Origin of the sequence: Pseudomonas sp. WPR_5_2 (genome assembly GCF_003634475.1) — a bacterium.
Lineage (GTDB): Bacteria > Pseudomonadota > Gammaproteobacteria > Pseudomonadales > Pseudomonadaceae > Aquipseudomonas > Aquipseudomonas izuensis.
In genome coordinates this window covers 536,027-557,608 of the sequence record NZ_RBLA01000005.1, presented here as the reverse complement: position 1 = coordinate 557,608, position 21,582 = coordinate 536,027, and the positions used below count along the sequence as shown (strand labels likewise).

Annotated in this window: 17 protein-coding genes; 12 read left to right on the top strand and 5 right to left on the bottom strand. The window is 59.4% G+C overall.

All coding sequences use genetic code 11. From position 1 onward, the window contains the following. Positions 1–15: 15 nt before the first annotated feature. Positions 16–186, bottom strand: a complete 171-nt coding sequence (locus BJ917_RS31915) for a hypothetical protein (RefSeq protein WP_158602488.1) — start codon at positions 184–186, stop codon at positions 16–18. Between the two features lie 725 nt (positions 187–911). On the opposite strand from BJ917_RS31915, the gene BJ917_RS21015 reads away from it, so the two are divergent. The 5 genes from BJ917_RS21015 (at position 912) to BJ917_RS20995 (ending at position 8,014) form a co-directional block, all read left to right on the top strand. After that, entirely contained in the window at positions 912–1,814 is a 903-nt protein-coding gene (locus BJ917_RS21015; RefSeq protein ID WP_121104370.1) for a LysR family transcriptional regulator, read from the top strand. A gap of 130 nt (positions 1,815–1,944) precedes the next feature. Beyond that, positions 1,945–2,571, top strand: coding sequence for a glutathione S-transferase family protein (locus BJ917_RS21010; protein ID WP_096514136.1), 627 nt, complete (start codon positions 1,945–1,947; stop codon positions 2,569–2,571). Positions 2,572–2,633: 62 nt separating this feature from the next. Beyond that, entirely contained in the window at positions 2,634–4,664 is a 2,031-nt protein-coding gene (locus BJ917_RS21005; RefSeq protein WP_121104368.1) for a pyridoxamine 5'-phosphate oxidase family protein, read from the top strand. A gap of 49 nt (positions 4,665–4,713) precedes the next feature. Then, the gene (locus tag BJ917_RS21000) at positions 4,714–5,910 is read left to right on the top strand and encodes a DUF3142 domain-containing protein (RefSeq protein ID WP_121104366.1); all 1,197 of its coding nucleotides are present in this window, start codon (positions 4,714–4,716) and stop codon (positions 5,908–5,910) included. Continuing rightward, entirely contained in the window at positions 5,897–8,014 is a 2,118-nt protein-coding gene (locus BJ917_RS20995) for a hypothetical protein (RefSeq protein ID WP_121104364.1), read from the top strand. Before BJ917_RS21000 ends, BJ917_RS20995 begins: the two co-directional genes overlap by 14 nt. Positions 8,015–8,017: 3 nt before the next feature. On the opposite strand, the gene BJ917_RS20990 is transcribed toward BJ917_RS20995, so the two are convergent. Continuing rightward, positions 8,018–8,647 (bottom strand): LysE family translocator, encoded by a 630-nt coding sequence (locus tag BJ917_RS20990; RefSeq protein ID WP_121104362.1) that lies wholly within the window; start codon positions 8,645–8,647, stop codon positions 8,018–8,020. Between the two features lie 145 nt (positions 8,648–8,792). On the opposite strand from BJ917_RS20990, the gene BJ917_RS20985 reads away from it, so the two are divergent. Continuing rightward, on the top strand, positions 8,793–9,266 hold the full coding sequence (locus tag BJ917_RS20985; RefSeq protein ID WP_121104360.1) for an Lrp/AsnC family transcriptional regulator: 474 nt from the start codon (positions 8,793–8,795) through the stop codon (positions 9,264–9,266). A 102-nt stretch (positions 9,267–9,368) separates the two neighbouring features. Here BJ917_RS20985 and lpdA read toward each other — a convergent pair whose 3' ends face one another. Next, the gene (gene lpdA / locus BJ917_RS20980; protein WP_121104358.1) at positions 9,369–10,769 is read right to left on the bottom strand and encodes a dihydrolipoyl dehydrogenase; all 1,401 of its coding nucleotides are present in this window, start codon (positions 10,767–10,769) and stop codon (positions 9,369–9,371) included. Positions 10,770–10,983: 214 nt separating this feature from the next. Between lpdA and hflK (BJ917_RS20975) the strand changes: the two genes are divergently transcribed. The 5 genes from hflK (BJ917_RS20975) (at position 10,984) to cfaB (ending at position 18,429) form a co-directional block, all read left to right on the top strand. Further along, entirely contained in the window at positions 10,984–12,942 is a 1,959-nt protein-coding gene (gene hflK, locus BJ917_RS20975) for a protease modulator HflK (RefSeq protein ID WP_121104356.1), read from the top strand. Then, positions 12,939–13,985, top strand: a complete 1,047-nt coding sequence (gene hflC, locus BJ917_RS20970) for a protease modulator HflC (RefSeq protein WP_121104354.1) — start codon at positions 12,939–12,941, stop codon at positions 13,983–13,985. The genes hflK (BJ917_RS20975) and hflC overlap by 4 nt, the downstream gene beginning before the upstream one ends. Beyond that, positions 13,982–15,040, top strand: coding sequence for a protease modulator HflK (gene hflK, locus BJ917_RS20965; RefSeq protein WP_121104352.1), 1,059 nt, complete (start codon positions 13,982–13,984; stop codon positions 15,038–15,040). The genes hflC and hflK (BJ917_RS20965) overlap by 4 nt, the downstream gene beginning before the upstream one ends. Beyond that, the gene (locus BJ917_RS20960; protein WP_121104350.1) at positions 15,037–16,950 is read left to right on the top strand and encodes a cation-translocating P-type ATPase; all 1,914 of its coding nucleotides are present in this window, start codon (positions 15,037–15,039) and stop codon (positions 16,948–16,950) included. Before hflK (BJ917_RS20965) ends, BJ917_RS20960 begins: the two co-directional genes overlap by 4 nt. A 291-nt stretch (positions 16,951–17,241) precedes the next feature. Next, positions 17,242–18,429 (top strand): C17 cyclopropane fatty acid synthase CfaB, encoded by a 1,188-nt coding sequence (gene cfaB / locus BJ917_RS20955; protein WP_121104348.1) that lies wholly within the window; start codon positions 17,242–17,244, stop codon positions 18,427–18,429. Here the strand turns inward: cfaB and cls are convergent. Then, positions 18,426–19,865 (bottom strand): cardiolipin synthase, encoded by a 1,440-nt coding sequence (gene cls, locus BJ917_RS20950; RefSeq protein ID WP_096514148.1) that lies wholly within the window; start codon positions 19,863–19,865, stop codon positions 18,426–18,428. The two genes, cfaB and cls, sit on opposite strands and share 4 nt — an antisense overlap. A 133-nt stretch (positions 19,866–19,998) precedes the next feature. Here cls and BJ917_RS20945 point away from each other — a divergent pair, with 133 nt between their 5' ends. After that, complete coding sequence (locus BJ917_RS20945; protein WP_096514149.1) at positions 19,999–20,520, top strand: DUF3617 domain-containing protein; 522 nt, start codon at positions 19,999–20,001, stop codon at positions 20,518–20,520. A gap of 77 nt (positions 20,521–20,597) precedes the next feature. Here the strand turns inward: BJ917_RS20945 and BJ917_RS20940 are convergent, their stop codons facing one another. Beyond that, a complete protein-coding gene (locus BJ917_RS20940; RefSeq protein WP_121104346.1) occupies positions 20,598–21,503 on the bottom strand; it encodes a His/Gly/Thr/Pro-type tRNA ligase C-terminal domain-containing protein in 906 nt (301 codons plus the stop codon). Between the last annotated feature and the right edge of the window lie 79 nt (positions 21,504–21,582).

The following is a 21,582-nucleotide window of genomic DNA, read 5'->3' as shown; positions in this document are numbered from 1 at the left end:
TCCCTCCCATTTTTATTAGGCTGCGACTTTCATTTCTTCAGGTAGCGCCAGTGTGTTGTTGTTCGACTGATGCGCCACAAAACCTGCATGCATCAGACTTTCCTCATTAAGAATGACGGAAAATTTCTCCGCGGTTTCTACATCTAATTGGAGTTCGAAGGTTACATCATTAGCTTTGGAATCCATTTTTCGTAGTCCTTTTTTATTGGGATAAGAGAGTCTGTTGCGCAACGCCTATAATTTCTTGCAGAGGGTGAAGTGAATGTCAAACATAAATTTTATACATCGATTGCGCGCTTCTTGGTGGTGCTGTTTTCTTACAGGAGGAGCCTACGTTTGTTTCGGAAATTTCCTATAACTAATCGACGGGTGAGAGATCTATAGTTGCTTTTAGTTGTCGGTAAAAAATTCGGTTTTTGTATAAGTTATTGATTAAATACAGATGGATTGTGTGTAGTTTCCAAGTGATGCCACAGTTAATTGCGTTTAGTTTGTTTGTAGTTCTGATCCGTTCACGAGACACCCGATGTGACCAAGTCGACTCCAAATTCGTTGTAATCACCAAAAAATAATTTTCCCCTCTCGACATACTCGACTTCCAATTTCACTGAATTTTCCGAATCTGAGGGACATAATTGTTGATGTCGGACCTGATTTTTTCTGAGGACCGCTCGGCTTTGCCAAGAAAATCTCGTGATGTGAAATTCGATCGTCGACTCTTTGATACGTTTTTACTGGGTAACGAGACCGCGGGCATCTCTTCATCCAAGGTTAGGAGCAATCCGACTTTTGTAATGATTGGTTTCCCGCTATACATTTACCTACTGAGGTGCAACTTCTTGGGTATCAAGGTCAACTTGCAAAGATCAACTGACGTTGCGATGTTCTGGATTTAAAACGGAGGAGTACCCATGGACCGCTTCCAGGAAATGCAGGTCTTCGCTGCCGTTGCCCAGGAGCAGGGATTTTCCGCGGCGGCGCGGCGTCTGGGTATGTCCGCCGCCAGCGCCACACGGGCGGTGGCGGCGCTCGAGAGGCGCATAGGCACTCCGTTGCTGACTCGCACCACACGCAGTGTGCATTTGAGTGAGGCGGGTCAGCGCTATCTCGAAGACTGTCGGAGAATTCTCGCCGAAGTGCAGGAAGCCGAAGATTCAGCGGCAGGCAGCCATGCCCAACCCCGTGGACAGCTGACAATTACGGCGCCGGTGTTGTTTGGTGAGTTGTTCGTTACACCGGTGATGGTGAGTTTTCTGACGCAATTCCCGGACGTCACCATCAATGCGCTGCTGGTTGATCGAATCGTCAGCGTGGTCGAGGAGGGGGTTGATGTGGCCGTGCGCATCGGTGAGCTGCCAGACAGCAATCAGCATGCGATTCGGGTGGGGCATGTGCGCAGGGTGATTGTTGCGTCGCCGAAGTTTCTGGCGATCCATGGTCGACCAACTCATCCGCAAGATCTGGCTCAGGCGCCGATCATTGCGACGTCCTCGATTGGTCAACAGCGAAGTTGGCCATTTCTTGACGGTGGCGAGCCACTGGGTGTCCGTGCTGAACCGCGCCTGGTGGTGACGGCTAACCAGGCCGCCATCACCGCAGCAGCGCTCGGTCTGGGGTTCACCCGGGTCCTGTCTTATCAGGTGGCGAGCAAGATCGCGGCCGGCGAGTTGGAAATCATTCTGAGCGAATTCGAATTGCCGCCACTACCGATCCATGTGGTGTATCAGGGCGGGAGAAAGGCTGCGGCGCGGGTTCGCAGTTTTGTCGACATCATGGTGAAGGCGCTCAGGGAACATCCGGCCTTGCAGGGCTGACCGGTTATTTCACTGGTTGAAATAATGGATTGCGTTTGCTGGTTATTCAGTTGTTTTCGAGACTGGTAGAAGATGGTCGCCATCGGTGCTGATCGCTCCCGAACAGCGCCACTCACCCGCGGAGTCGACCATGCAGGCCATTAAACTCTACAACTTCCCACGTTCCGGCCACGCTCATCGTGTGGAACTTATGCTCTCACTGCTGCAACTGCCAACCGAGCTGATCTTCGTCGACCTGGCCAAGGGCGAGCATAAAAAACCGGAGTTCCTGGCACTGAATGCTTTTGGTCAGGTGCCGGTGTTGGATGATCAAGGCGTGGTGCTGGCAGATTCCAATGCGATCCTGGTGTATCTGGCACAAAAATATGGCAACGGTCGCTGGCTGCCGGCCGATCCGGTTGGCGCGGCGCAAGTGCAACGCTGGTTGTCCGTCGCTGCAGGTCCCATTGCTTTCGGCCCCGCCCGGGCAAGGCTGATCACGGTGTTTGGTGCGCCTTACAACGCCGAAGAAGTGATCCCTTACGCCCATACCGTGCTCAAGGTGATCGACAAGGAGTTGGCCAAGACGCCTTACCTCGTTGGCAACGAACCGACCATCGCCGACGTGGCCGCTTACAGCTACATCGCTCATGCGCCTGAAGGCAATGTGTCACTGGACGATTACGCCAACATTCGCGCCTGGCTGGCCCGAGTCGAGGCCTTGCCCGGTTTTGTCGGCATGCCGCGTACCGTAGCGGGCCTGCAGAAAACTGCCTGATGCTTGTGGCCCGGCTTTTCCGGGCCTTTCACGCTGCGCCATCGGTGCAGGGGAGAGCCGTAATGGATCGTTCACCGTGGCATGCCGGCGAGAAACAGTTGCAGACTCATGTAGGCGTTCACGAGCGAATGGAGGTGCTGGGTCGTAGGGTCATTCGCAGCGAGATGCCGGACCAGCATCGCACTTTCTATCAGCAACTGCCGTTCATGTTGTTTGGGGCGGTCGATGCGAACGGTCATCCTTGGGCCAGTGTGCTGGAAGGTGAGCCGGGCTTCGCGCACTCGCCCGAACCGGGACTCCTGCAATTAAGCAGCCTGCCAGCAGCCGATGACCCGGCACAATTGAGCGATGGCGCGGCAATCGGTCTGCTGGGGATCGAACTGCACACCCGGCGTCGCAACCGCATCAATGGGCGGATCGGTGGCCTGTCGGCCAGCGGGTTCGCTGTGACGGTGGATCAGTCCTACGGTAATTGCCCTCAGTACATTCAATTGCGCCAGTTTCGCACGGTGCCACTGGCGGACCCGGCGACGCGCATCGCCCAACATCTCACCGAGTTGGATGACGCCGCCAAAGCCGTGATTGCCGAGGCAGACACCTTCTTTGTCGCCAGCTATGTGGATGTCGAAGGCGAACGGTCGGTGGATGTTTCCCATCGTGGTGGACAGGCCGGTTTTGTCCAGGTGGAAGGGAATCGGCTGACCATTCCGGATTTTTCCGGCAACCTTTTTTTCAACACGCTGGGCAACCTGCTGGTTAATCCAAGGGCGGGTTTGTTGTTCATCGATTTTAGTTCGGGTGACCTGCTGCAACTGAGCGGCCACACCGAAATCATCCTTGAAGGACCGCAGGTCGAGGCATTTCAGGGTGCTGAACGCCTTTGGATGTTCCACGTGGAACACGTAGTGCGTCGTCCTGCTGCCCTTGCGCTGCGTTGGCGATTCGATGGTATGTCGCCCACCAGTTTGCTGACCGGCACCTGGCCGCAAGCCAAGGCCCGTTTGCAGGCAAAGGCATTGGGTGATCAGTGGCGCCCGCTGCGAGTGGCGCGGATCGAAGCGGAAAGCCGCAACATTCGCTCGATTTACCTGGAGCCCGCCGACGGCGCCGGTTTGCCCTTGTTTCAGGCCGGACAGCATTTGCCGCTGCGCTTCAACATTGACGGCGAGGTACACATTCGCACGTACAGCTTGTCGAGCGCGCCGTCCGACGATTTTTTCCGCATCAGTGTGAAGCGTGACGGACGAGTGTCATTGCACCTGCATGAGCAGATTCATGTAGGGGATCTGTTGGAAGCGCGCGCACCCCAAGGGCATTTCACCGTGGCGCCCAATGAGCGTCGGCCACTGGTGCTGTTGGCCGCCGGAGTCGGCATCACGCCACTGCTGTCGATGTTGCGTGAGGTGGTTTATCAAGGATTGCGTACACGCCGCATCCGGCCGACCTTGTTTTTGCAGAGTTCGCGCACGTTAGCTGATCAAGTCTTTCGTCCCGAGTTAAATCGTTTACTCGACGATGTCGGGGACGCGGTCAGGGTGGTACGCCTGCTCAGCCAACCGGAGCCGGAGGCGCGGGAGGGGGAGGACTTTGATTTGACCGGGCGTATCGATGTGGAACTGCTCAAAAACCTGATTGAGGCTGAGGACTACGATCAGCTGGATTTTGTCCTCTGCGGTCCGGGCAGTTTTACTCAAGCGCTGTACGACAGCCTGCGAGAGCTGGATATTCGTGATGCACGGATTCACGCCGAAACCTTCGGCCCATCGACATTGCGTCGCAGTCCCGACCCGGATGCGGTGGTCATGGAGCAACCACCGGCCGCGATTACCTCGGTGCCGGTCGTGTTCGAGCGTTCGGCCAAAGAGGCGCGCTGGCAACCCGATGGAGGCACTCTGCTGGAGCTGGCGGAAAGCCGTGGCCTGCACCCCGAATTCAGTTGCCGCGGCGGTTCCTGCGGGACCTGCAAAACGCGTCTTATCAGTGGCCAGGTGAATTATCCTCAGCCACCCGCGGAGATACCGGACGAAGGACATATACTGATTTGCTGTGCGATTCCGGCTCAGGGAGCACAGCCTTTGGTGCTGGATTTGTAGCAACCTTGTGCGGCTGCTGGGCGGAACCGGTTTTACCTCAAGGAGCTTTATGTATTTGTTCGTGCGTCTGTCGGCGTTGTGTATTGCTTTGGCGTTCCTTAATGGCTGCGGACGACAGGACGCGCCGCCACTCGATCAGCAACTCTACGTCTGGCAACGGCAATGGACGCCGGCCCATGAAGCGGCCCTGAAAGACAGTCGCGCCGACTTTTCCACCTTGCGCGTGTTGGCGTTGCAGGCCTTTCCCCAGGCAGGCTGGAGTCGTGCGCGGATTGATCCGGCGCTGCTCAAGGCGGACGGTCGGCCACTGATTGCGGTCATTCGCCTCGATGGCCAGCTCAAGGCGCTGAATCAAGACGACGTCACAACTCAGATTACGCAGGTGATCAGCGAGTGGCAGGCACAAGGGCTGACGCTTGCCGGCGTTGAAATCGACCACGACGCCGGTAGCGCTCGGCTACCGGCCTATCGCGAATTTCTGGTGCACTTGCGCGCGGCCCTGCCGGCTTCTGTTGCGCTGAGCATCACCGCATTGCCGGCCTGGCTCGACAGTTCCGAATTACCAGCGTTGTTATCCACAGTCGACAGCAGCGTGTTGCAGGTTCATGCGGTGAGCGATCCCCATCGTGGCCTGTTTGATCCGGATATAGCGCGGCAGTGGGCGAAGTCCTGGAGTCGCGTCACCCCTAAACCCTTCTATCTGGCACTGCCTGCTTATGGTGTGGCGCTGTTGCCGAGCACCAGCGGTGCGCCAATCGTCGAGAGCGAAGTACGCATCGAACGGGGTGGCGAACGCCGCGAATTGCTGGCCGATCCGCAGCAATTGAGTCAGCTCGGCGCCCAATTGCATGCCGATCCGCCGCCGCATCTGGCCGGCCTGATCTGGTTTCGCCTGCCGCTGGCCAATGACCGTCGGGCGTGGAGCCTGACCACCCTGCGCGCCGTCGCGCGTGGTGATGCCCTTGACAGTCGGCTGGTGCTGAACCTCTCGGCGCAACAAGGCCTCTATGACATCGGCATCCGTAACGAGGGTAACCTCGACAGCGCCTGGCCCGAGCGTTTGACGCTGGCGGTGCAAGGCTGCGAGGGTGCCGATGCGCTGGCCGGGTATGCATTGCAACAAACCCCGGATCTGCTTACCTTCACCCGCCTGCGTGATGGTCGGATAGCGGCCGGTGAGCAGCGTGCTATCGGTTGGGCACGCTGCGCAAAAATTGATCAAGGAGAGTCGCATGTTCACCCGTAACTGGCCGCGCCATCTGCTGTGCCTCAGCCTCAGTCTGCCGCTGGGTTCAGCACTGGCATGCGGGCCTGACTTTCCCGCGCGCCTGCTGGACAACCGCGGCCAGTCGCTGGCGGAGTTGCCGGAAGGCAGCTTCCGGTTTGAGATCAATCGGCTTGGGCACACAATTGCGGGCCTGAAGAACATCACTGAAGTCGCCTATGGTCTGGACGCCACCGACTATGCAGAACAACGCAGTCAGGCGGAGCAATCCGGTTTGACCGCCGAGCAGCAAGCGATGGTGAAACAACTTCGTGGCCTGACCGACGCCCATCAGGTGGAAGCACAAGGCGCGAGTCTGCCTCCCGAACTCAGGCTGTATGTGGCCGGAGCCGTGGCCTTTGCTGCCGATGACCATGGTCTGGCGGCAGAATACTTCCAGAAGGTTCTCGCGTTGCCCGCTGATCAACGAGCACTGCGCAGTACCTGGGCGGCGTATTCGTTGGGCCGGGCGTTGTTCGCCATGAGCTCGGAAGTGGGCGCGGGTCCTGACCTGTTGGCAAGGTCCGCAAAGGCGTTCGAGCAAACCCGGCAACTGAGCATCGACGGCTTCAGTGACCCGCTGGAACTAGGCGTTGCCAGTCTCGGTGAAGAGGCCAGGGTGGCGCGCACCGCTGGCGACTGGGACAGCGCCATTGAACTCTACGCCACGCAAAACCGTCACGGTTCGACGGTGGGCTACAGCTCATTGAAGTTGTTGATGACTGAGCTGGCGTCGATGCCCGAGGCGCAACTGGCTGAAAGGCTCAAGAGTCAGCCGGTACAGCAACTGGTCACTGCGTCATTGATCAGCCGACTGGGCTGGTCATTCGGTGATCAACCATCGAACGAAGGAAAATTGATCAAGCTTCTGCAAAGCAGCACCCGGGGCAGTCTCGACAATGCCGATCGCCTGGCTGCGGTGAATTATCAACAGGGCGATTACGACAACGCCAAGGCCTTCCTCGAACACGCCGGTGAGGGCGGTCTGGCCTGGTGGTTGCGTGCCAAGCTGGCGGTGCGCGAGGGCGATAAAAATGCAGCGGCCGCCGCGTATGCGAAAGCAGCCCAGGCCTTCCCGCAGGACGAATCCTGGGGGGAGCGACGGACGCAGGACTGGGCTTTCGAATCCTTGCAACCCAAGTGTCGGGTCGAAGGCGAAAGCGCGATTCTGGCCCTGCAACGAGGGGACTACCTGCAAGCGTTCGATCAGCTTTATCGCAGCAATGACATTTACTGGCTCGACGCCGCGACGATCGCCGAGCGTGTGCTGACCGTCGATGAACTCAAGCATTACGTCGACACTCAGGTGCCGGCACCGCCACCGTTGACCCAGCAGGATCGCGAAAGCTACGTACCGCTGCCGGTGGCGGCGAAACTGCGCAATTTGCTTGGGCGGCGTTTGTTGCGCGAAGGGCACTATGAAGAGGCGTCGGCGTATTTCGATAACGACGGCTTGCGCAACAAAGCCAGGTTGTATGGCCAGCAACGTGTGACGGCCGATTCGGCATGGTGGCCGACACGTCGCGCTGCCGCATTGTTCAATGCCGCCTGGACGGCGCGCGAGTGGGGGATGGATATTCTCGGCTACGAAATGGCCCCGGATTACGCCACCTTCGGCGGCAACTTCAGCCTTGAGGAGAGTGAACTGAAGGTCGGGCCGCTGGTGGCCGAGGACGAGGTGAAACGTCAGCAGGCCAGCGCCGCCCAACCCGATCAGCGTTACCACTACCGGTTTGTCGCCACGGCATTGGCCAGTCGCGCCGCCGACAATTTGCCCCACACCAGCCAGGCGTTTGCCGCCGTGCTGTGCGAAGCGGCCGGGTGGAACAGCAGTCTTGAAGAGCAGAGTGCGCTCTATCAGCGTTATGTCAAAGAAGGCCCGTATGTGGAGTGGGCGGCGGATTTCGGTCATCAATGCCCGTATCCTGACTTCCAGAACGCCGACAAACGCTACGTCACTCAGGTCACTGACGCGGCTCGCTCAGCGCTGCGGCCATACAGGACAGCGTTGCAGTGGGTCAGTGTGCTGGCCGTAACCGCAGCGGCGCTGATGCTGATCATTCGTCGCCGCCGCAAGGTTCAGTGAGGCTCAAGCCTGCTGAACAAAGGTCAGCCGCACGGCGAAACCGATCAACAGGCTGCCGAACAACCATTGCTGCAGACGTTGGGCCGATGGGCTGCGTTGCAACCATCGGCCCAATGCGGCACCGGCCAGGGCGTAAGCACTGTCGAACAGCAGACCGACGGCCACCAGCACCACACCCAGAGTGGCGAATTGCGCGAGCACCGGGCCTGCGTGCGGGTCAATGAACTGCGGCAGCAGTACCGAGCAGAACAGCAGGGCTTTGGGGTTGAGCAGGTTAGTCAGCAAACCGCGCTGGATCGCTTGCTGATAGCGGGGCTTCTCGCCGGTTGCATTCGAACCGTTCAGGCTTGGCAGCAGGGTGGTGCGCAAGCACTGAATGCCGATCCATAACAGATACGCGGCGCCGACCAGACGCACCACTTCGAAGGTCCAGGGCGCAGCCTTGAACAGTGCCGCCAACCCCAACGCCGCCAACGCCACATGGCAACCCCGGGCAATGGCCAATCCCACAGCAGTGGCCAGCGCCGCGCCTTTGCCCTGGCGGGCGCCGGTCTGCAATAGCAGGATCATGTCGGGACCTGGCAACAGGTAAACCACTGCCAGCGCCATGAAAAACAGCCAGAGTCCTGCCATGTTGCACCCCATTCGTTGTCGATTCGGTACGGCCAGTCTAGGGCGAAGGGGCAGGGCAGGTGCTTGCGTAGTTTGCTTCTAAAACGGGCTGTCTTGGCATAACCTGCCATTAAACTACCGTTGAACTCTCTGGATCTGCCAAATCATGAAACTCGATGCCTACGACCGCAAGATTCTCGCCGCGCTTCAACGGGACGGTCGCCTGAGCAACGTGCAACTGGCTGACGAGATCGGCCTGTCTGCGTCGCCTTGCTTACGGCGAGTGCGGATGCTCGAAGAGGCTGGGGTCATTCGTGGCTATCAAGCCAATCTTGATCGCGATGAAGTAGGGCTTGGGTTGACTGTGTTCGTCGGGGTCAAGGTCGAGCGCCATAACGATGCACAAGCCGAAGCTTTTCGCCGGGCCGTAACGGCGTTGCCCGAAGTGATTTCGGCGTTTCTGGTGTCAGGGGAATCGGACTTTCTGTTGCAGGTGGTGGTGCCGGACCTGCGTGGCTATGACCGGTTTCTCACGGGGAGTTTGCTCAAGTTGCCGGGCGTGAGTGATATTCGCAGCAACTTTGCGATTCATACGGTGAAGGCGCCAGGAGCGTTGCCGCTAGAGCATTTGCCGCTTTAGATCGAGTCGACTGCATCGCGGGCACGCTCTCTCCCACAGGAAATCATTGAGCCACTGTGGGAGCGAGCCTGCTCGCGATGCAGTCACTGCAAATCTTCAGCCTTACATCTGAGTGGCCATCCCCTCCACATTCATTGCCGCCTGGCGCAAAGCCTCGGAGCGGGTCGGGTGCGGATGACAGGTCAGGGCGATGTCTTCGGCCGAGGCGCTGAACTCCATCGCCACGCAATACTCGCCAATCATTTCACTGACACTCGGCCCGACAAGGTGAACACCGAGGATTTCATCCGTTCGCTCATCGGCCAGAACCTTGGCGAAGCCTTCGGTTTCGTGATTGATTTTCGCCCGACTGTTGGCGGTAAAGGGGAATTTACCGACCTTGTATGCCCGGCCTTCGGCCTTCAGTTGCTCTTCGGTCCTGCCGACGCTGGCCAGTTCGGGTTTGGTGTAGATCACGTTGGGAATCAACTCATAGTTGACCTCGCCGGCCTTGCCGACGATCTGCTCGACGCAGGCCATGGCTTCGTCTTCGGCTTTGTGCGCGAGCATCGGCCCGGACGTCACGTCGCCAATGACCCAAATCCCGGCGGCTTCGGTGCGGTGGCCCTTGTTGGCGAGCATGCCGCGTTTGTCCGTGGCAAGGCCGACGTTCTCCAGCCCCAGCCCTTGCGTGTAAGGTCGGCGTCCGATAGCTACCAGTACGTAATCGGCTTCGAGCGTTTCGGCTGTGCCGCCCGCGGCAGGTTCAACACTCAGTTGTACGCCACTATCGGACGTTGTCGCGCGGGTCACTTTCGAGCTCAACCTGAAGCTGATGCCTTGCTTGCTCAACGAGCGCTGCAGGGTTTTTCCCGCTTCGCCGTCCACACCGGGACAGATTCGGTCGAGGAACTCGACCACGGTCACCTGAGCGCCCAAACGCCGCCACACCGATCCCAGCTCCAGGCCGATCACGCCGGCGCCGATCACCACCAGGTGCTTGGGCACTTCTGCCAGTGACAGCGCGCCGGTGGAGTCGAGGATGCGCTTGTTATCGATGTCCACGCCGGGCAGGGGAGTGGGCTCGGAACCGGTGGCGATGATGATGTCCTTGGCGCTCAATTCGGTCTTGCCACCTGCGTTGTCCGTCACCGTGACTTTGCCCGGCCCGTCGATGTGGCCCCAACCCTTGATCCAGTCGACCTTGTTTTTGCGAAAGAGAAACTCGATGCCCTTGGTCAACCCGGTGACGCTTTCATCCTTCTGTTTCATCATCTGGGCGAGATTGAGCGTGGGTTTGACCTCGATGCCCAGGTTGGCGAATTCCGCTCCCATGGCCGCGTCGTAAAGTTCGGAGGCGTGCAGCAATGCCTTGGACGGCATGCAGCCGACGTTCAGGCAGGTACCGCCGAGGGTGGCGCGTCCTTCTACGCAAGCGGCTTTCAAACCCAGTTGCCCTGCGCGGATGGCTGCGTTGTAGCCGCCGGGGCCACCGCCGAGTATCACGACGTCATAAGTGCTCATGGAATGACTCCTGGATCGAAAGAGGTCGGGAGGGGTAAAGGTAGTTGTATAAAAAATTACGCACATAATATGTGCGTTTTGACGAGTTTCGGTCAAGGCTTCAGCCAAGGGACAGGTTGAGCGTTTTTAGATAGCGCAATTAAGTACGAATATTTCACCATTTTCGTTATATCGTAACGAATTGCGATAAAACAGAGCTGAACACTGGGGTGGTATGCAAGTCGATCTCGATGTGGAGGAGGCGCAGATAGCCGGGCTGCCGCGCTTTCAACAGGCGGTTTTTCAAGGGCGGCGATTGCGTCAGTTCGCTATTGGCTTCGGCGCGTTGGCGGCGATGGGGCTGGTGCTGGGTTTCTTTGTGGGGCTGTTTGCGTCGCAATCTCTTTGGCCGGCGTTGCTGTTCAATCAAAGCGCTGCGTTGCTCGTATTGGTTGCTGGTTTGCAATCGGCCTGGTGGGTGACGCAATGGCGAGCGCGGGCGCTGAATCCGGTCATGCCGGCGGTTGTAGTTGAAGAAATCGAATCTCCGGTTGGCTGGTACGAACGGCTGCTGGAGCGCATAGGCAAGCGCTGGTTCACCACCCTCAAGCAGATCGGTGCACCGACACTGTGGCTCGGCGGTTGGGCATTGTTGGCGCTGCTTTGCATCGAACAGGTCTGGAACCTTGGCCTGCCACCCGCCGCGTTGGGCTTGTCGGCCACGGTCGGCGCGGCGCTGGCGTTGTTGCTGGCTTTCGGTTTGCTGGTGCTGGAGCGTCAACTGGCCCAGGAAAATCCTGCGCAGTGGCCAGAAGCCGGGGCATTGTCGCAACTGGCACGCGTCACAATCATCAGCCTGGTGCTCGGTGCGTTGTGCCTGTTGTTCGGCAATGAAACCTCGATCTGGCCAGTGCGTCTGGCGGTACTGATCGGCCTCCTGCCGGGGCTGGTCGCGGTGGAGTTGTTGTTGCGCGCCGTGCTGTCATTGTTCAGTCCCCGTCGCGAACAACTTGAACCGGTACTGCTGGCGCGCAGTTTTGTCGCCGACATGCTGCGCTGGCCACCACAGCCGTTGCTGGCGTTGCAGCACGAATTGCACAACCGCTTCGGCATCGACCTGCGGCAGATCTGGGCTTTTACTTACATGCGTCGGGCATTTTTGCCGGTGCTGGCCGTTGTTGTACTCGTGGGTTGGTTACTCACCGGCATCCATGAAATACCGCTGCAAGGGCGGGGCATTTACGAGCGTTTCGGCAAACCGGTGACGGTGTTCGGTCCCGGTTTGCACGCCGGTTTACCCTGGCCGCTGGGTCGGGTGTTGAGTGTCGAGAACGGCGTGGTTCACGAGTTGGCCACCAGCGTTGGCGAAACCTCGGCCCCCGTGCAGGTCGACCCTGCCGAAGGTCCGGCGCCGATCACGGCCAATCGGTTGTGGGACGCGAGCCATGTGAACGACAAATCCCAGGTGATCGCCAGCAGCCGTGCCGACAAGCAAAGCTTTCAGATCGTCAACATGGACGTGCGCTTCGTCTATCGCATCGGCCTGACCGATCAGGCGGCACTGGCGGCAACCTACAACAGCGCGGATGTGCCGACACTGATTCGCAACACCGCCAGCAGGATTCTGGTCCACGACTTCGCCTCGCGAACCCTCGACGGTTTGCTCGGCGAAGACCGGGTAGGGCTTGCCGAAGAAATCGGCCGCGCAGTGCAGGGGGATCTGCAGAAACTCGACAGCGGTGTGGAAATTCTCGCCACGGTGGTCGAAGCGATTCACCCACCGGCCGGGGCCGCCAATGCCTATCACGGTGTGCAAGCGGCGCAGATTGGTGTGCAGGCGTTGATCGCCCGCGAACGCGGAGCGGCCGCCGAGGCGACCAACCAGGCGCAGTTGCAGGCCAGCATCGCCCGCGATCAAGCAACGGCCAGCGCCCGAGAAATCAATGCGGTTGCGCAAGCAGCCGACCTCAAATTCACCGCCGAGAGAAAAGCTTACACCAGTGCCGGTCAGGCCTTTGTGTTGGAGCAATACCTCAGTCAACTTTCCCAGGGCCTGGCCAATGCCAGGTTGCTGGTGCTCGATCATCGTCTGGGTGGCAGCAACAATGCGCCGACCATCGACCTGCGTACATTCACGTTGCCGGCTGATCCTGCGCCGTCGCGTCAAACCGCTCAGCCAGGAGCTGCCAATTGAGCCAGTCTCACACTCACGATCACGATGATCACGCCGGCCACGATCACGGCCATGGCGGGCATCATCACCACGGTCACCATCATCATCACCATCATGGCGATCCTCAGGAAGCCGGCCCGTTTCCCTGGCGGCGCATGGGGTGGGCGGTTTTGCTGGTGGCGTTCGCGGTGGCAGCGGCGAGCCTGGTACAGGTGCGTTCGGGGGAAGCCACGGTCATTACTCGTTTCGGCAATCCGTCGCGGGTCTTGCTGGAGCCAGGGCTTGGCTGGCGTTGGCCTTCGCCGTTCGAAGCGGCGATCCCGGTCGATCTGCGGCTACGCACCACATCCAGCGGTTTGCAGGACGTGGGTACGCGGGACGGTTTGCGCATCATCGTTCAAGCGTATGTGGCCTGGCAGGTGCAGGGTGACCCGGACAATGTGCAGCGCTTCATGCGCGCTGTGCAAAATCAGCCGGATGAAGCGGCGCGGCAGATTCGCACTTTTGTCGGCTCTGCGCTGGAAACCACAGCCAGCAGTTTCGATCTGGCCAACCTGGTAAACACCGATGCCAGTCAGGTGCACATCGCCGATTTCGAAGCGCAGTTGCGCCAGCAAATCGATCAGCAGTTGCTCGCCACTTATGGCGTGCGCGTATTGCAAGTCGGCATCGAGCGTCTGACCTTGCCATCGGTCACCCTCACCGCGACGGTCGATCGCATGCGTGCCGAGCGTGAAACCATTGCCACCGAACGTACCGCCATCGGCAAGCGTGAAGCCGCGCAAATTCGTTCCGCCGCCGAGCGTGATGCGCGAATCGTGCAGGCCGATGCCACGGTGAAAGCTGCGGGTATCGAAGCGCAATCGCGCGTCGAAGCCGCGGAAATTTATGGACGCGCCTACGCCGGTTCGCCGCAGCTGTACAGCTTGCTTCGTTCACTCGACACCCTGGGCACTGTGGTCACGCCGGGAACCAAGCTGATTCTGCGCACCGATGCAGCGCCATTTCGGGTATTGGTTGACGGTCCGCCAAACCTCGATAACAAATCCGGATCGCAACCATGAGTTGGGTTCCACGTGGAACAAATGAGTTGAGTAGTCCCTGGATTCAGGCCGGGCGCTTGGCATTTCTCGCGTTATACGCAGTGACGGTATTGGCCGCCTTGGCGTGGGCATTCTCCAATGTACGGCAGATTGATCCGCAGGACCGTGCGGTGGTTTTGCATTTCGGTGCACTGAATCGCATTCAGAATGCCGGGTTGTTGTTGGCTTGGCCGCGACCGTTTGAACAGGTCATTTTGTTGCCGGCGGCGGATCGAGTGATTGAGCGTCGGGTGGAAAATCTGCTGCGCGGTGGTGCCGCCATACAAGCCGATCGAGTCGCCAGTTTTGCCACGCCGATCAGTGATGCGCTGGCGGGTTCCGGCTATTTGCTGACCGGCGATGCCGGGGTGGTGCAACTCGATGTTCGTGTTTTCTACAAAGTCACTGACCCTTATGCTTTCGTGGTGCAAGGCGAACACGTGCTGCCGGCACTGGATCGGCTCGTCACCCGTAGCGCTGTGGCTCTGACGGCGGCACGAGATCTGGACACCATTCTGGTTGCACGACCGGAGTTGATTGGCGCTGATAGTCAGGCCGCCGAAAGACGTGAGCGCTTGCGTGGCGACCTGGTGCAAGGCATCAATCAACGCTTGGCCGAATTGACCACAACCGGGCAGGGCCTGGGGATTGAAGTGGCGCGGGTCGATGTGCAATCGAGTTTGCCCGGCCCGGCGGTGAACGCCTTTAATGCCGTGCTGACGGCTAGCCAGCAAGCCGACAAAGCCGTGGCCAACGCGCGCACCGACGCCGAGAAACTGACCCAGGGCGCCAACGAACAAGCCGACCGTGCGCTGCAAGTTGCCCATGCCCAGGCCAGCGAACGGTTGGCCAAAGCCTCGGCTGATACCGCCACGGTGTTGAGCCTGGCCAAGGCACAACAACAGGGCACCGACCCACAAATGTTGCTGCGGATCTACCGCGAGCGGATGCCGAAAATTCTCGGCCAGGCTGGCTCGGTGACCACGGTTGATCCCAAAGACGATTCCCGCCTGATCATTCAGGGAGCTGCCCAATGACTGCGCAAACTGCCGCTGCACCGAGCATGTTGTCCTCGGCCGAACAACGCAGCGCCGCCCGCCAATTGACCCTGGCCATGCTCGCACTCGGCTTGCTCGCGCTGGGTCTTGTCTGGCGCTGGTTATCGCCCGAGCAGACCGGTGTCAGCCAATTGTTGCTCGGTTTTGCTTCCGTGCTGGTGGCCGTGCCGGTTATGCGTTCGGCCTGGTACAGCCTGCGTTACCCGAGTCTTCACGGCATTACCGATCAGTTGATCGCCCTGGCCATGCTCGGTGCCTGGGCGACCGGCGATCTGCTGACGGCCGCCTTGCTGCCGATCATCATGATCTTTGGCCACGTACTGGAAGAGCGCAGTGTGATCGGTTCGCAAGAAGCCATTCACGCCCTCGGCAAGCTGACGCGCAGCCATGCACGAAAGATTCAGGCCGACGGGTCCATCGTCGAAGTCGACAACGGCACGCTCAAGGCAGGTGATCGGGTGGAGGTGCGCGCTGGCGATCGAGTACCGGCGGATGGGCGGGTGCTGTCCGGCCAGGCGAGTCTCGACACCGCGTCCATCACCGGCGAGTCGGTGCCGATAGAGGCGGGCGTCGGTATGCCGGTGTTCGGTGGCGCAATCAACCTCGACGGCCTGCTGCGCATTGAAGTAACCCGTACCGGCCACGAGTCGACCCTCGGCAAAGTCATCGCTCTGATGCAAAACGCCGAACGTTCCAAGCCACCGATCACACGGCTGCTGGAGCGTTACGCCGGCAGCTACATGGTGCTGGTGTTGTTGCTGGCGTCAGTGACCTGGTTCATCACCAACAATGCCCAGGCGATGCTCGCCGTACTGGTGGCAGCCTGTCCGTGTGCGCTGGTGTTGTCGGCACCGGCGACAGCGATCGCGGGGGTGGCGGTGGCGGCGCGACACGGCATTCTGATTCGCAGCTCGGCGTTTCTTGAGGAGCTGGCAGACCTGACTTCGCTGGTGGTCGACAAGACCGGGACCCTGACCTTTGGCACCTTGCGCCTGCAATCCATCGACAGCCCGCTGGAGGATCGAAGCCATGTCCTGAAACTCGCCGCCAGCCTCGGTTCGGCCAGCAGCCACCCGGTGAGCCGGGCGCTGGCGGGGCTGGTGACGCAGGAGCATTTTCTGTTGCTCACGGATATTCATGAACGTCAGGGGTTAGGGGTGGTGGCCATGACGGAGCAGGGTGAAGCGGCGCTCGGAAGACCGGAATTGTTCGCCCAGTTGGATATTCCCGTTTCAGCCGTGCCCGACCACGACGGGCCGATTGCCGGGCTGGCACTCAATGGTGAATTCCTCGCCTGGCTGCTGCTGGCCGACAGTGTGAAACCCGAAGCGCGGTTTGCCCTGAACGAGTTGCGCGACCTTGGATTGGGCCGGCAACTGTTGCTCACCGGTGACCGACAAAGTGTCGCGCATACGTTGGCGCGGGACGTGGGTATCAGCGATGTCGAAGCGCAGGCGTTGCCCGAGGACAAACTCAACCGTGTGTTGAAAGAAATCGGTAATGGTTTTCGGCCTATGGTGGTGGGGGACGGCATCAACGATTCGTTGGCCCTAAAGGCCGGTGTGGTCGGCGTGGCCATGGGCGCGGGTGGCGCGGATATCGCCCTGGCTTCGGCCGACATCGTGTTGATCGGCAGCGACTTGCGCCGCCTGGGGACCTGTGTGCGCTTGAGTCGCCAGTGCCGGCAAACCTTGCAGGTCAATGTGATCATTGGTCTGGGCTGGACCCTGGCCATCGTGGCCTTCGCCGCGTTCGGCTGGCTTGGCGCGGCCGGGGCAATGATTGCAGCGTTGCTGCACAACCTCAGCACGTTATTGGTATTGGGTAATGCCGGGCGGTTGCTGCGGTTTCAGGAGCCACTACTGAAACTCAAGGACGATCCTTTGTAGGAGCGAGCTCTGCTCGCGATGGTCGTTAATGATTACGCGTGTTTTCTGGCTATACGCGGCGCTCTGGAGTTCTTCGCGAGCAAGCTCGCTCCTACAAAGGGATGGGTAGAAGGTTTACAGAACTGTGCGTCGAATCTGTAGTCATTTAGGGTAAGAGCGATCATTTCTGTGAATTCACGGCGATTTTCCGGTGCGATAACTTCATGGAAATCCGCTATTAAATCGGTAGGAAGCTATTTTTCAAGGATGGTCTAACCTCTCAGCAGACGTCTGAAACAAGGGGGATTATCCATGCTCGCGCAACTTCCACCGGCCTTACAGAATCTGCAGTTACCGCTACGCCTGCGACTCTGGGACGGCCATGAATTCAATCTGGGGCCGACGCCCAGCGTCACGATTGTGGTCAAGGACCCGAAAATGGTTACCCAGCTCACCAAACCCAGCCTCAATGCGCTCGGGGCGGCGTTTGTCGAAGGAAAACTTGAGCTGGAAGGTTCCATCAGCGACGTGATCCGCGTCTGCGATGAATGGAGCCAGGCACTGGTGGACGAAGACGACGGTGGTGAGACGATCCGCACCGCGCATGACAAGGAAACAGACGCCAAAGCGATCTCGTATCACTACGACCTTTCCAACGCCTTCTATCAGCTATGGCTCGACAGCGACATGGCTTATTCCTGCGCTTATTTCGAGACCGGCAGCGAAACCCTGGAGCAGGCCCAGCAAGCCAAGTTCCGTCATCTATGCCGCAAGTTGCGCCTGCAACCTGGCGAGTATTTGCTGGATGTTGGCTGCGGTTGGGGCGGGTTGGCGCGGTATGCGGCCCGTGAGTTCGGCGCGAAGGTATTTGGCATTACCCTCAGTAAAGAGCAGCTTGCCCTGGCGAGGGAACGGGTGAAGGAAGAAGGTCTGGAAGACATGATCGAGCTGCAGTTGCTCGACTACCGTGACCTGCCTCAGGATGGTCGTTTCGATAAGGTTGTGAGTGTCGGCATGTTCGAACACGTCGGTCATGCAAACTTGGCCGAGTACTGCAAAACCCTGTTCGGTGCGGTGAAAGAGGGCGGCCTGGTGATGAACCACGGGATCACCGCCAAGTACACCGATGGCCGTCCGGTGGGGCGCGGTGCGGGTGAATTCATCGAGACGTATGTGTTCCCCAACGGCGAGTTGCCGCACCTGTCCATGATCTCTGCCGAGATCAGCGAAGCAGGGCTTGAAATCGTCGATGTCGAGAGCCTGCGCCTGCACTATGCTCGCACTCTGGATCACTGGAGCGAGCGCCTGGAAGACAACCTCGAGACCGCCGCGAAACTGGTGCCGGAACAAGCGTTGCGGATCTGGCGCCTGTACCTGGCGGGCTGCGCCTATGCGTTCGCCAGGGGCTGGATCAACCTGCACCAGATCCTGGCGGTCAAGGCGCACCCCGATGGCAGCCATGAACTGCCGTGGACACGGGACGACATTTACAACCCTTAAAGTATCGGCGAAATGAGCCGGGCGATCCGCATGCCAAGCTGTCGCAGGCGTGCGGTTTCCCGGCCTTCTTCTTTAGCGATTTCGTGAGCCTGGGCGAAGTCATCGTTGAGCATCTGCTCCACCTTGCCGGCAAACACGCTGTCGACGGTCAGCAACATCACTTCGAAATTCAACCGGAACGAACGGTTGTCCATGTTGGCACTGCCAATAGCGCTGATTTCGGTGTCGATCAATACCACCTTCTGATGCAGGAAACCGGGCTCGTAGCGGAACACCCGCACGCCCGCGCGCACCGCTTCAAAGGCATACAGGCTCGAGGCCGCGTAGACGATACGATGATCGGGCCGTGATGGCAGGAGAATCCGTACATCGACACCCCGCAACACCGCCAGGCGCAAGGCGGCGAAAACCGCCTCATCAGGAATGAAGTACGGGCTGGTGATCCAGACCCGCTCGGTCGCCGCGTGGATGGCTTCGACAAAGAACAGCGAGCAGGTCTCGTAGGAGTCCGCCGGTCCGCTGGCGAGCATTTGGCACAGTACGCCGTCGTCCGGATACACCTGCGGCAGAATCATGGGGGGCAACTTACGGGCCGCCCAGAACCAGTCTTCGGCGAAGGATTCCTGCATGCAGGCCACCACTGGCCCGCGTACTTGCACATGGGTATCGCGCCAGGGCGCCAGGGGCGGTTTCTCGCCCATGTATTCGTCGCCTACATTGTGCCCACCGACAAAGCCGAGAATGCCATCGACCACCACGATCTTGCGATGGTTGCGGAAATTGACCTGAAAGCGGTTGAGCCAACCGCTACGGGTTGCGAAAGCCTTGACCTCGACGCCGCCATCGCGCAACGCCTGCACGTACTGGTGGGGCAGAGAGTGGCTGCCGATCCGGTCATACAGCAGATAGACCGCCACGCCTTCGGCGGCTTTCTCCAGCAGCAGGTTATGCAGGCGCTGGCCCAGACGGTCGTCATGAATGATGAAAAACTGGATCAGCACCGCTTCTTTGGCCTGGCGGATGGCGTTGAAGATCGCATCGAAGGTGGCGCGGCCATTGATCAGCAATTTCACTTCGTTGTTTGCCAGGCAGGGCATGCGACCCAGTTTCGGCATTGCCCGCAGCGATGCATAGGCACTGGAAGCGCGGGCGGTGAGCGCTTCTTCGACCCAGGGCCGCCAGTTCAGCTCGGAGATGGCCTTGCGCATTTCTTCGTTCGCCTGGCGTCGCGCCTTGATGTAACCGTCGAAGGTGCTCCGACCGAATACCAGATAGGGGATGAGTGTCAGGTAGGGCATGAAGACCAGTGACAAGGCCCAGGCGATCGAGCCTTGGGCGGTTCGAACGGTCAATACGGCATGGATCGCTGCGATCGTACCCAAGGAGTGCAGCAATGCGACGGTGTAGCCAAAGATATGGGGGCCAAAATAATCCATGGGGGGCAGCCTTGCTCCTGAAGATTCAATGCCTAACAGACCATGTTCCGGGCAGAATGTCGCTATTTAATTGGCCCATGAACCGAAGCCGGTGGCTGACGTCTAACGGCCACTACTGATCAGGAGTTACACGATGAATGTTCGTCTGCTGGGTTTGGCCATTACGTTGGGTTTGGCACTTCCTGTGGCCGCTCAGGCGCAGATGCTGCAACCAGGTTTGTGGGAATTGACCACCAGCAACATGAAGGTCGATGACCAGAATATGCCGGATCTGCAACTGATCCTCGGGCAGCTACAAAGCCAGATGACCCCTGAACAGCGTGCGCAGCTGGAAAAACAGGGCATCACCATGGGTGGCAAAGGGATTCGCGCGTGCCTGACGCCGGAGCAGGTCAAGACCGACGACATCCCGCTGACTGACCCGCAATCCGGCTGCAAGCAGCAAATTACCGACCGAACCGGCAACCAGTGGAAATTCCGCTTCAGTTGCCCGAAAGCGCAGGGTGCGGGGGTGGCCACCTTCCTCAGTGACCGTGAGTTCACCACCAAGGTCAACGGCACGTTCAATGCCACTGGCATTCAGCAAAAGGGTAGCCTCGAGAGTCGCGCCGTGTGGCTGGGGCAGGATTGCGGTACCGTTAAGCCAAGAGCTTAAAAGCTTCGCGGGCAAGCCTCGCTCCTATGGATTGCTATAGTCCTGCAGGAGCGGAGCCGGCCCGCGAAGGCTTCTGTTCAGACACCCGCCATCCAGGACTGACCCAACCACTCACACATCGCCTCAACCCCCATCCTGCCGAAATCTTCCCCGCTGCGACCGCGAACACTGACAAAGTCGCCAGCCTGTTCCTTCTCTCCGACTACCACCAGGTACGGCACTGTCTGGCTGTGATGGCGAATCTTGCAGTGGACTTTCTCGTTTCGCAGATCAGCAAGGGCTCGCACGCCACTGCGGCGCAGGCGCTCAGTGACCGCGTGTGCATAGCTTGTCTGACGATCATCCATGCTCACGACCACTACGAGGGGCGGCAGGCGCCACTGCTGCAGCTCCTGGTGGCTGGACCAGCATGTGCCGTAGATGCGTTGCTGCAAGGTCCCGCTGACGTGATCGAGGGCAAATGCCTGCAATACCCTGGTGGTGGGAACATGCGGACCCGTCGTCAAATATTCGGTGTCACCGAGGCGGTACAGTGACAGAGACTCGGATGGTGCCGATGGAGAGGGCGTCGAGCTGCGACGGATCGAATGGTTGGTGGCCGCCAGCGATTGCATCCGTGCTTCGATCAGTGGCAGGTCTGTCGTCGTCAGAGGGCGCTCGACAGCAAACTCGCAATAGAACCCGTCACCCAATGCCGAGCCCGTTCGCAATTGGGCATGGGCATGGAGTTGCTTGACCGCCATCGCCAGCATCAGCGAGCAGGAGCGACGGAGGATCTCCAGCCCGTCGGGTTCCTGCGGCGTCACGATGCTGATCCGGGCATTGGTCCTGATCATGAATTCACAGTCCACCAGTTCGCCATCCACCCGACCCGCTACCGCTGCGTTGGCCAGCCCGGGGCCAATACTCGCGGCAACTTCATGTACGGACAGCGGCTGGTCGTACTCACGCAATGAACCATCGGGCAGGGTGATCTGGATCATGGTTATTGTTCTCGGGTGCTTCGATCACACACGCTAGCGCATCAACATTAGAGGCAAACCCAGGTCGTTGTCATGTAGA

Excerpts from the sequence above, each read along its gene's own strand:
- BJ917_RS20945 (WP_096514149.1), top strand. The coding sequence starts at position 19,999 with ATGAATGTTCGTCTGCTGGGTTTGGCCATTACGTTGGGTTTGGCACTT.
- BJ917_RS20990 (WP_121104362.1), bottom strand. The coding sequence starts at position 8,647 with ATGGCAGGACTCTGGCTGTTTTTCATGGCGCTGGCAGTGGTTTACCTG.
- BJ917_RS20940 (WP_121104346.1), bottom strand. The coding sequence starts at position 21,503 with ATGATCCAGATCACCCTGCCCGATGGTTCATTGCGTGAGTACGACCAG.
- BJ917_RS21005 (WP_121104368.1), top strand. The coding sequence starts at position 2,634 with ATGGATCGTTCACCGTGGCATGCCGGCGAGAAACAGTTGCAGACTCAT.
- BJ917_RS21000 (WP_121104366.1), top strand. The coding sequence starts at position 4,714 with ATGTATTTGTTCGTGCGTCTGTCGGCGTTGTGTATTGCTTTGGCGTTC.
- hflK (WP_121104356.1), top strand. The coding sequence starts at position 10,984 with ATGCAAGTCGATCTCGATGTGGAGGAGGCGCAGATAGCCGGGCTGCCG.
- BJ917_RS20995 (WP_121104364.1), top strand. The coding sequence starts at position 5,897 with ATGTTCACCCGTAACTGGCCGCGCCATCTGCTGTGCCTCAGCCTCAGT.
- BJ917_RS20960 (WP_121104350.1), top strand. The coding sequence starts at position 15,037 with ATGACTGCGCAAACTGCCGCTGCACCGAGCATGTTGTCCTCGGCCGAA.
- cls (WP_096514148.1), bottom strand. The coding sequence starts at position 19,865 with ATGGATTATTTTGGCCCCCATATCTTTGGCTACACCGTCGCATTGCTG.
- BJ917_RS21015 (WP_121104370.1), top strand. The coding sequence starts at position 912 with ATGGACCGCTTCCAGGAAATGCAGGTCTTCGCTGCCGTTGCCCAGGAG.
- BJ917_RS21010 (WP_096514136.1), top strand. The coding sequence starts at position 1,945 with ATGCAGGCCATTAAACTCTACAACTTCCCACGTTCCGGCCACGCTCAT.
- BJ917_RS20985 (WP_121104360.1), top strand. The coding sequence starts at position 8,793 with ATGAAACTCGATGCCTACGACCGCAAGATTCTCGCCGCGCTTCAACGG.
- cfaB (WP_121104348.1), top strand. The coding sequence starts at position 17,242 with ATGCTCGCGCAACTTCCACCGGCCTTACAGAATCTGCAGTTACCGCTA.
- BJ917_RS31915 (WP_158602488.1), bottom strand. The coding sequence starts at position 186 with ATGGATTCCAAAGCTAATGATGTAACCTTCGAACTCCAATTAGATGTA.
- hflK (WP_121104352.1), top strand. The coding sequence starts at position 13,982 with ATGAGTTGGGTTCCACGTGGAACAAATGAGTTGAGTAGTCCCTGGATT.
- lpdA (WP_121104358.1), bottom strand. The coding sequence starts at position 10,769 with ATGAGCACTTATGACGTCGTGATACTCGGCGGTGGCCCCGGCGGCTAC.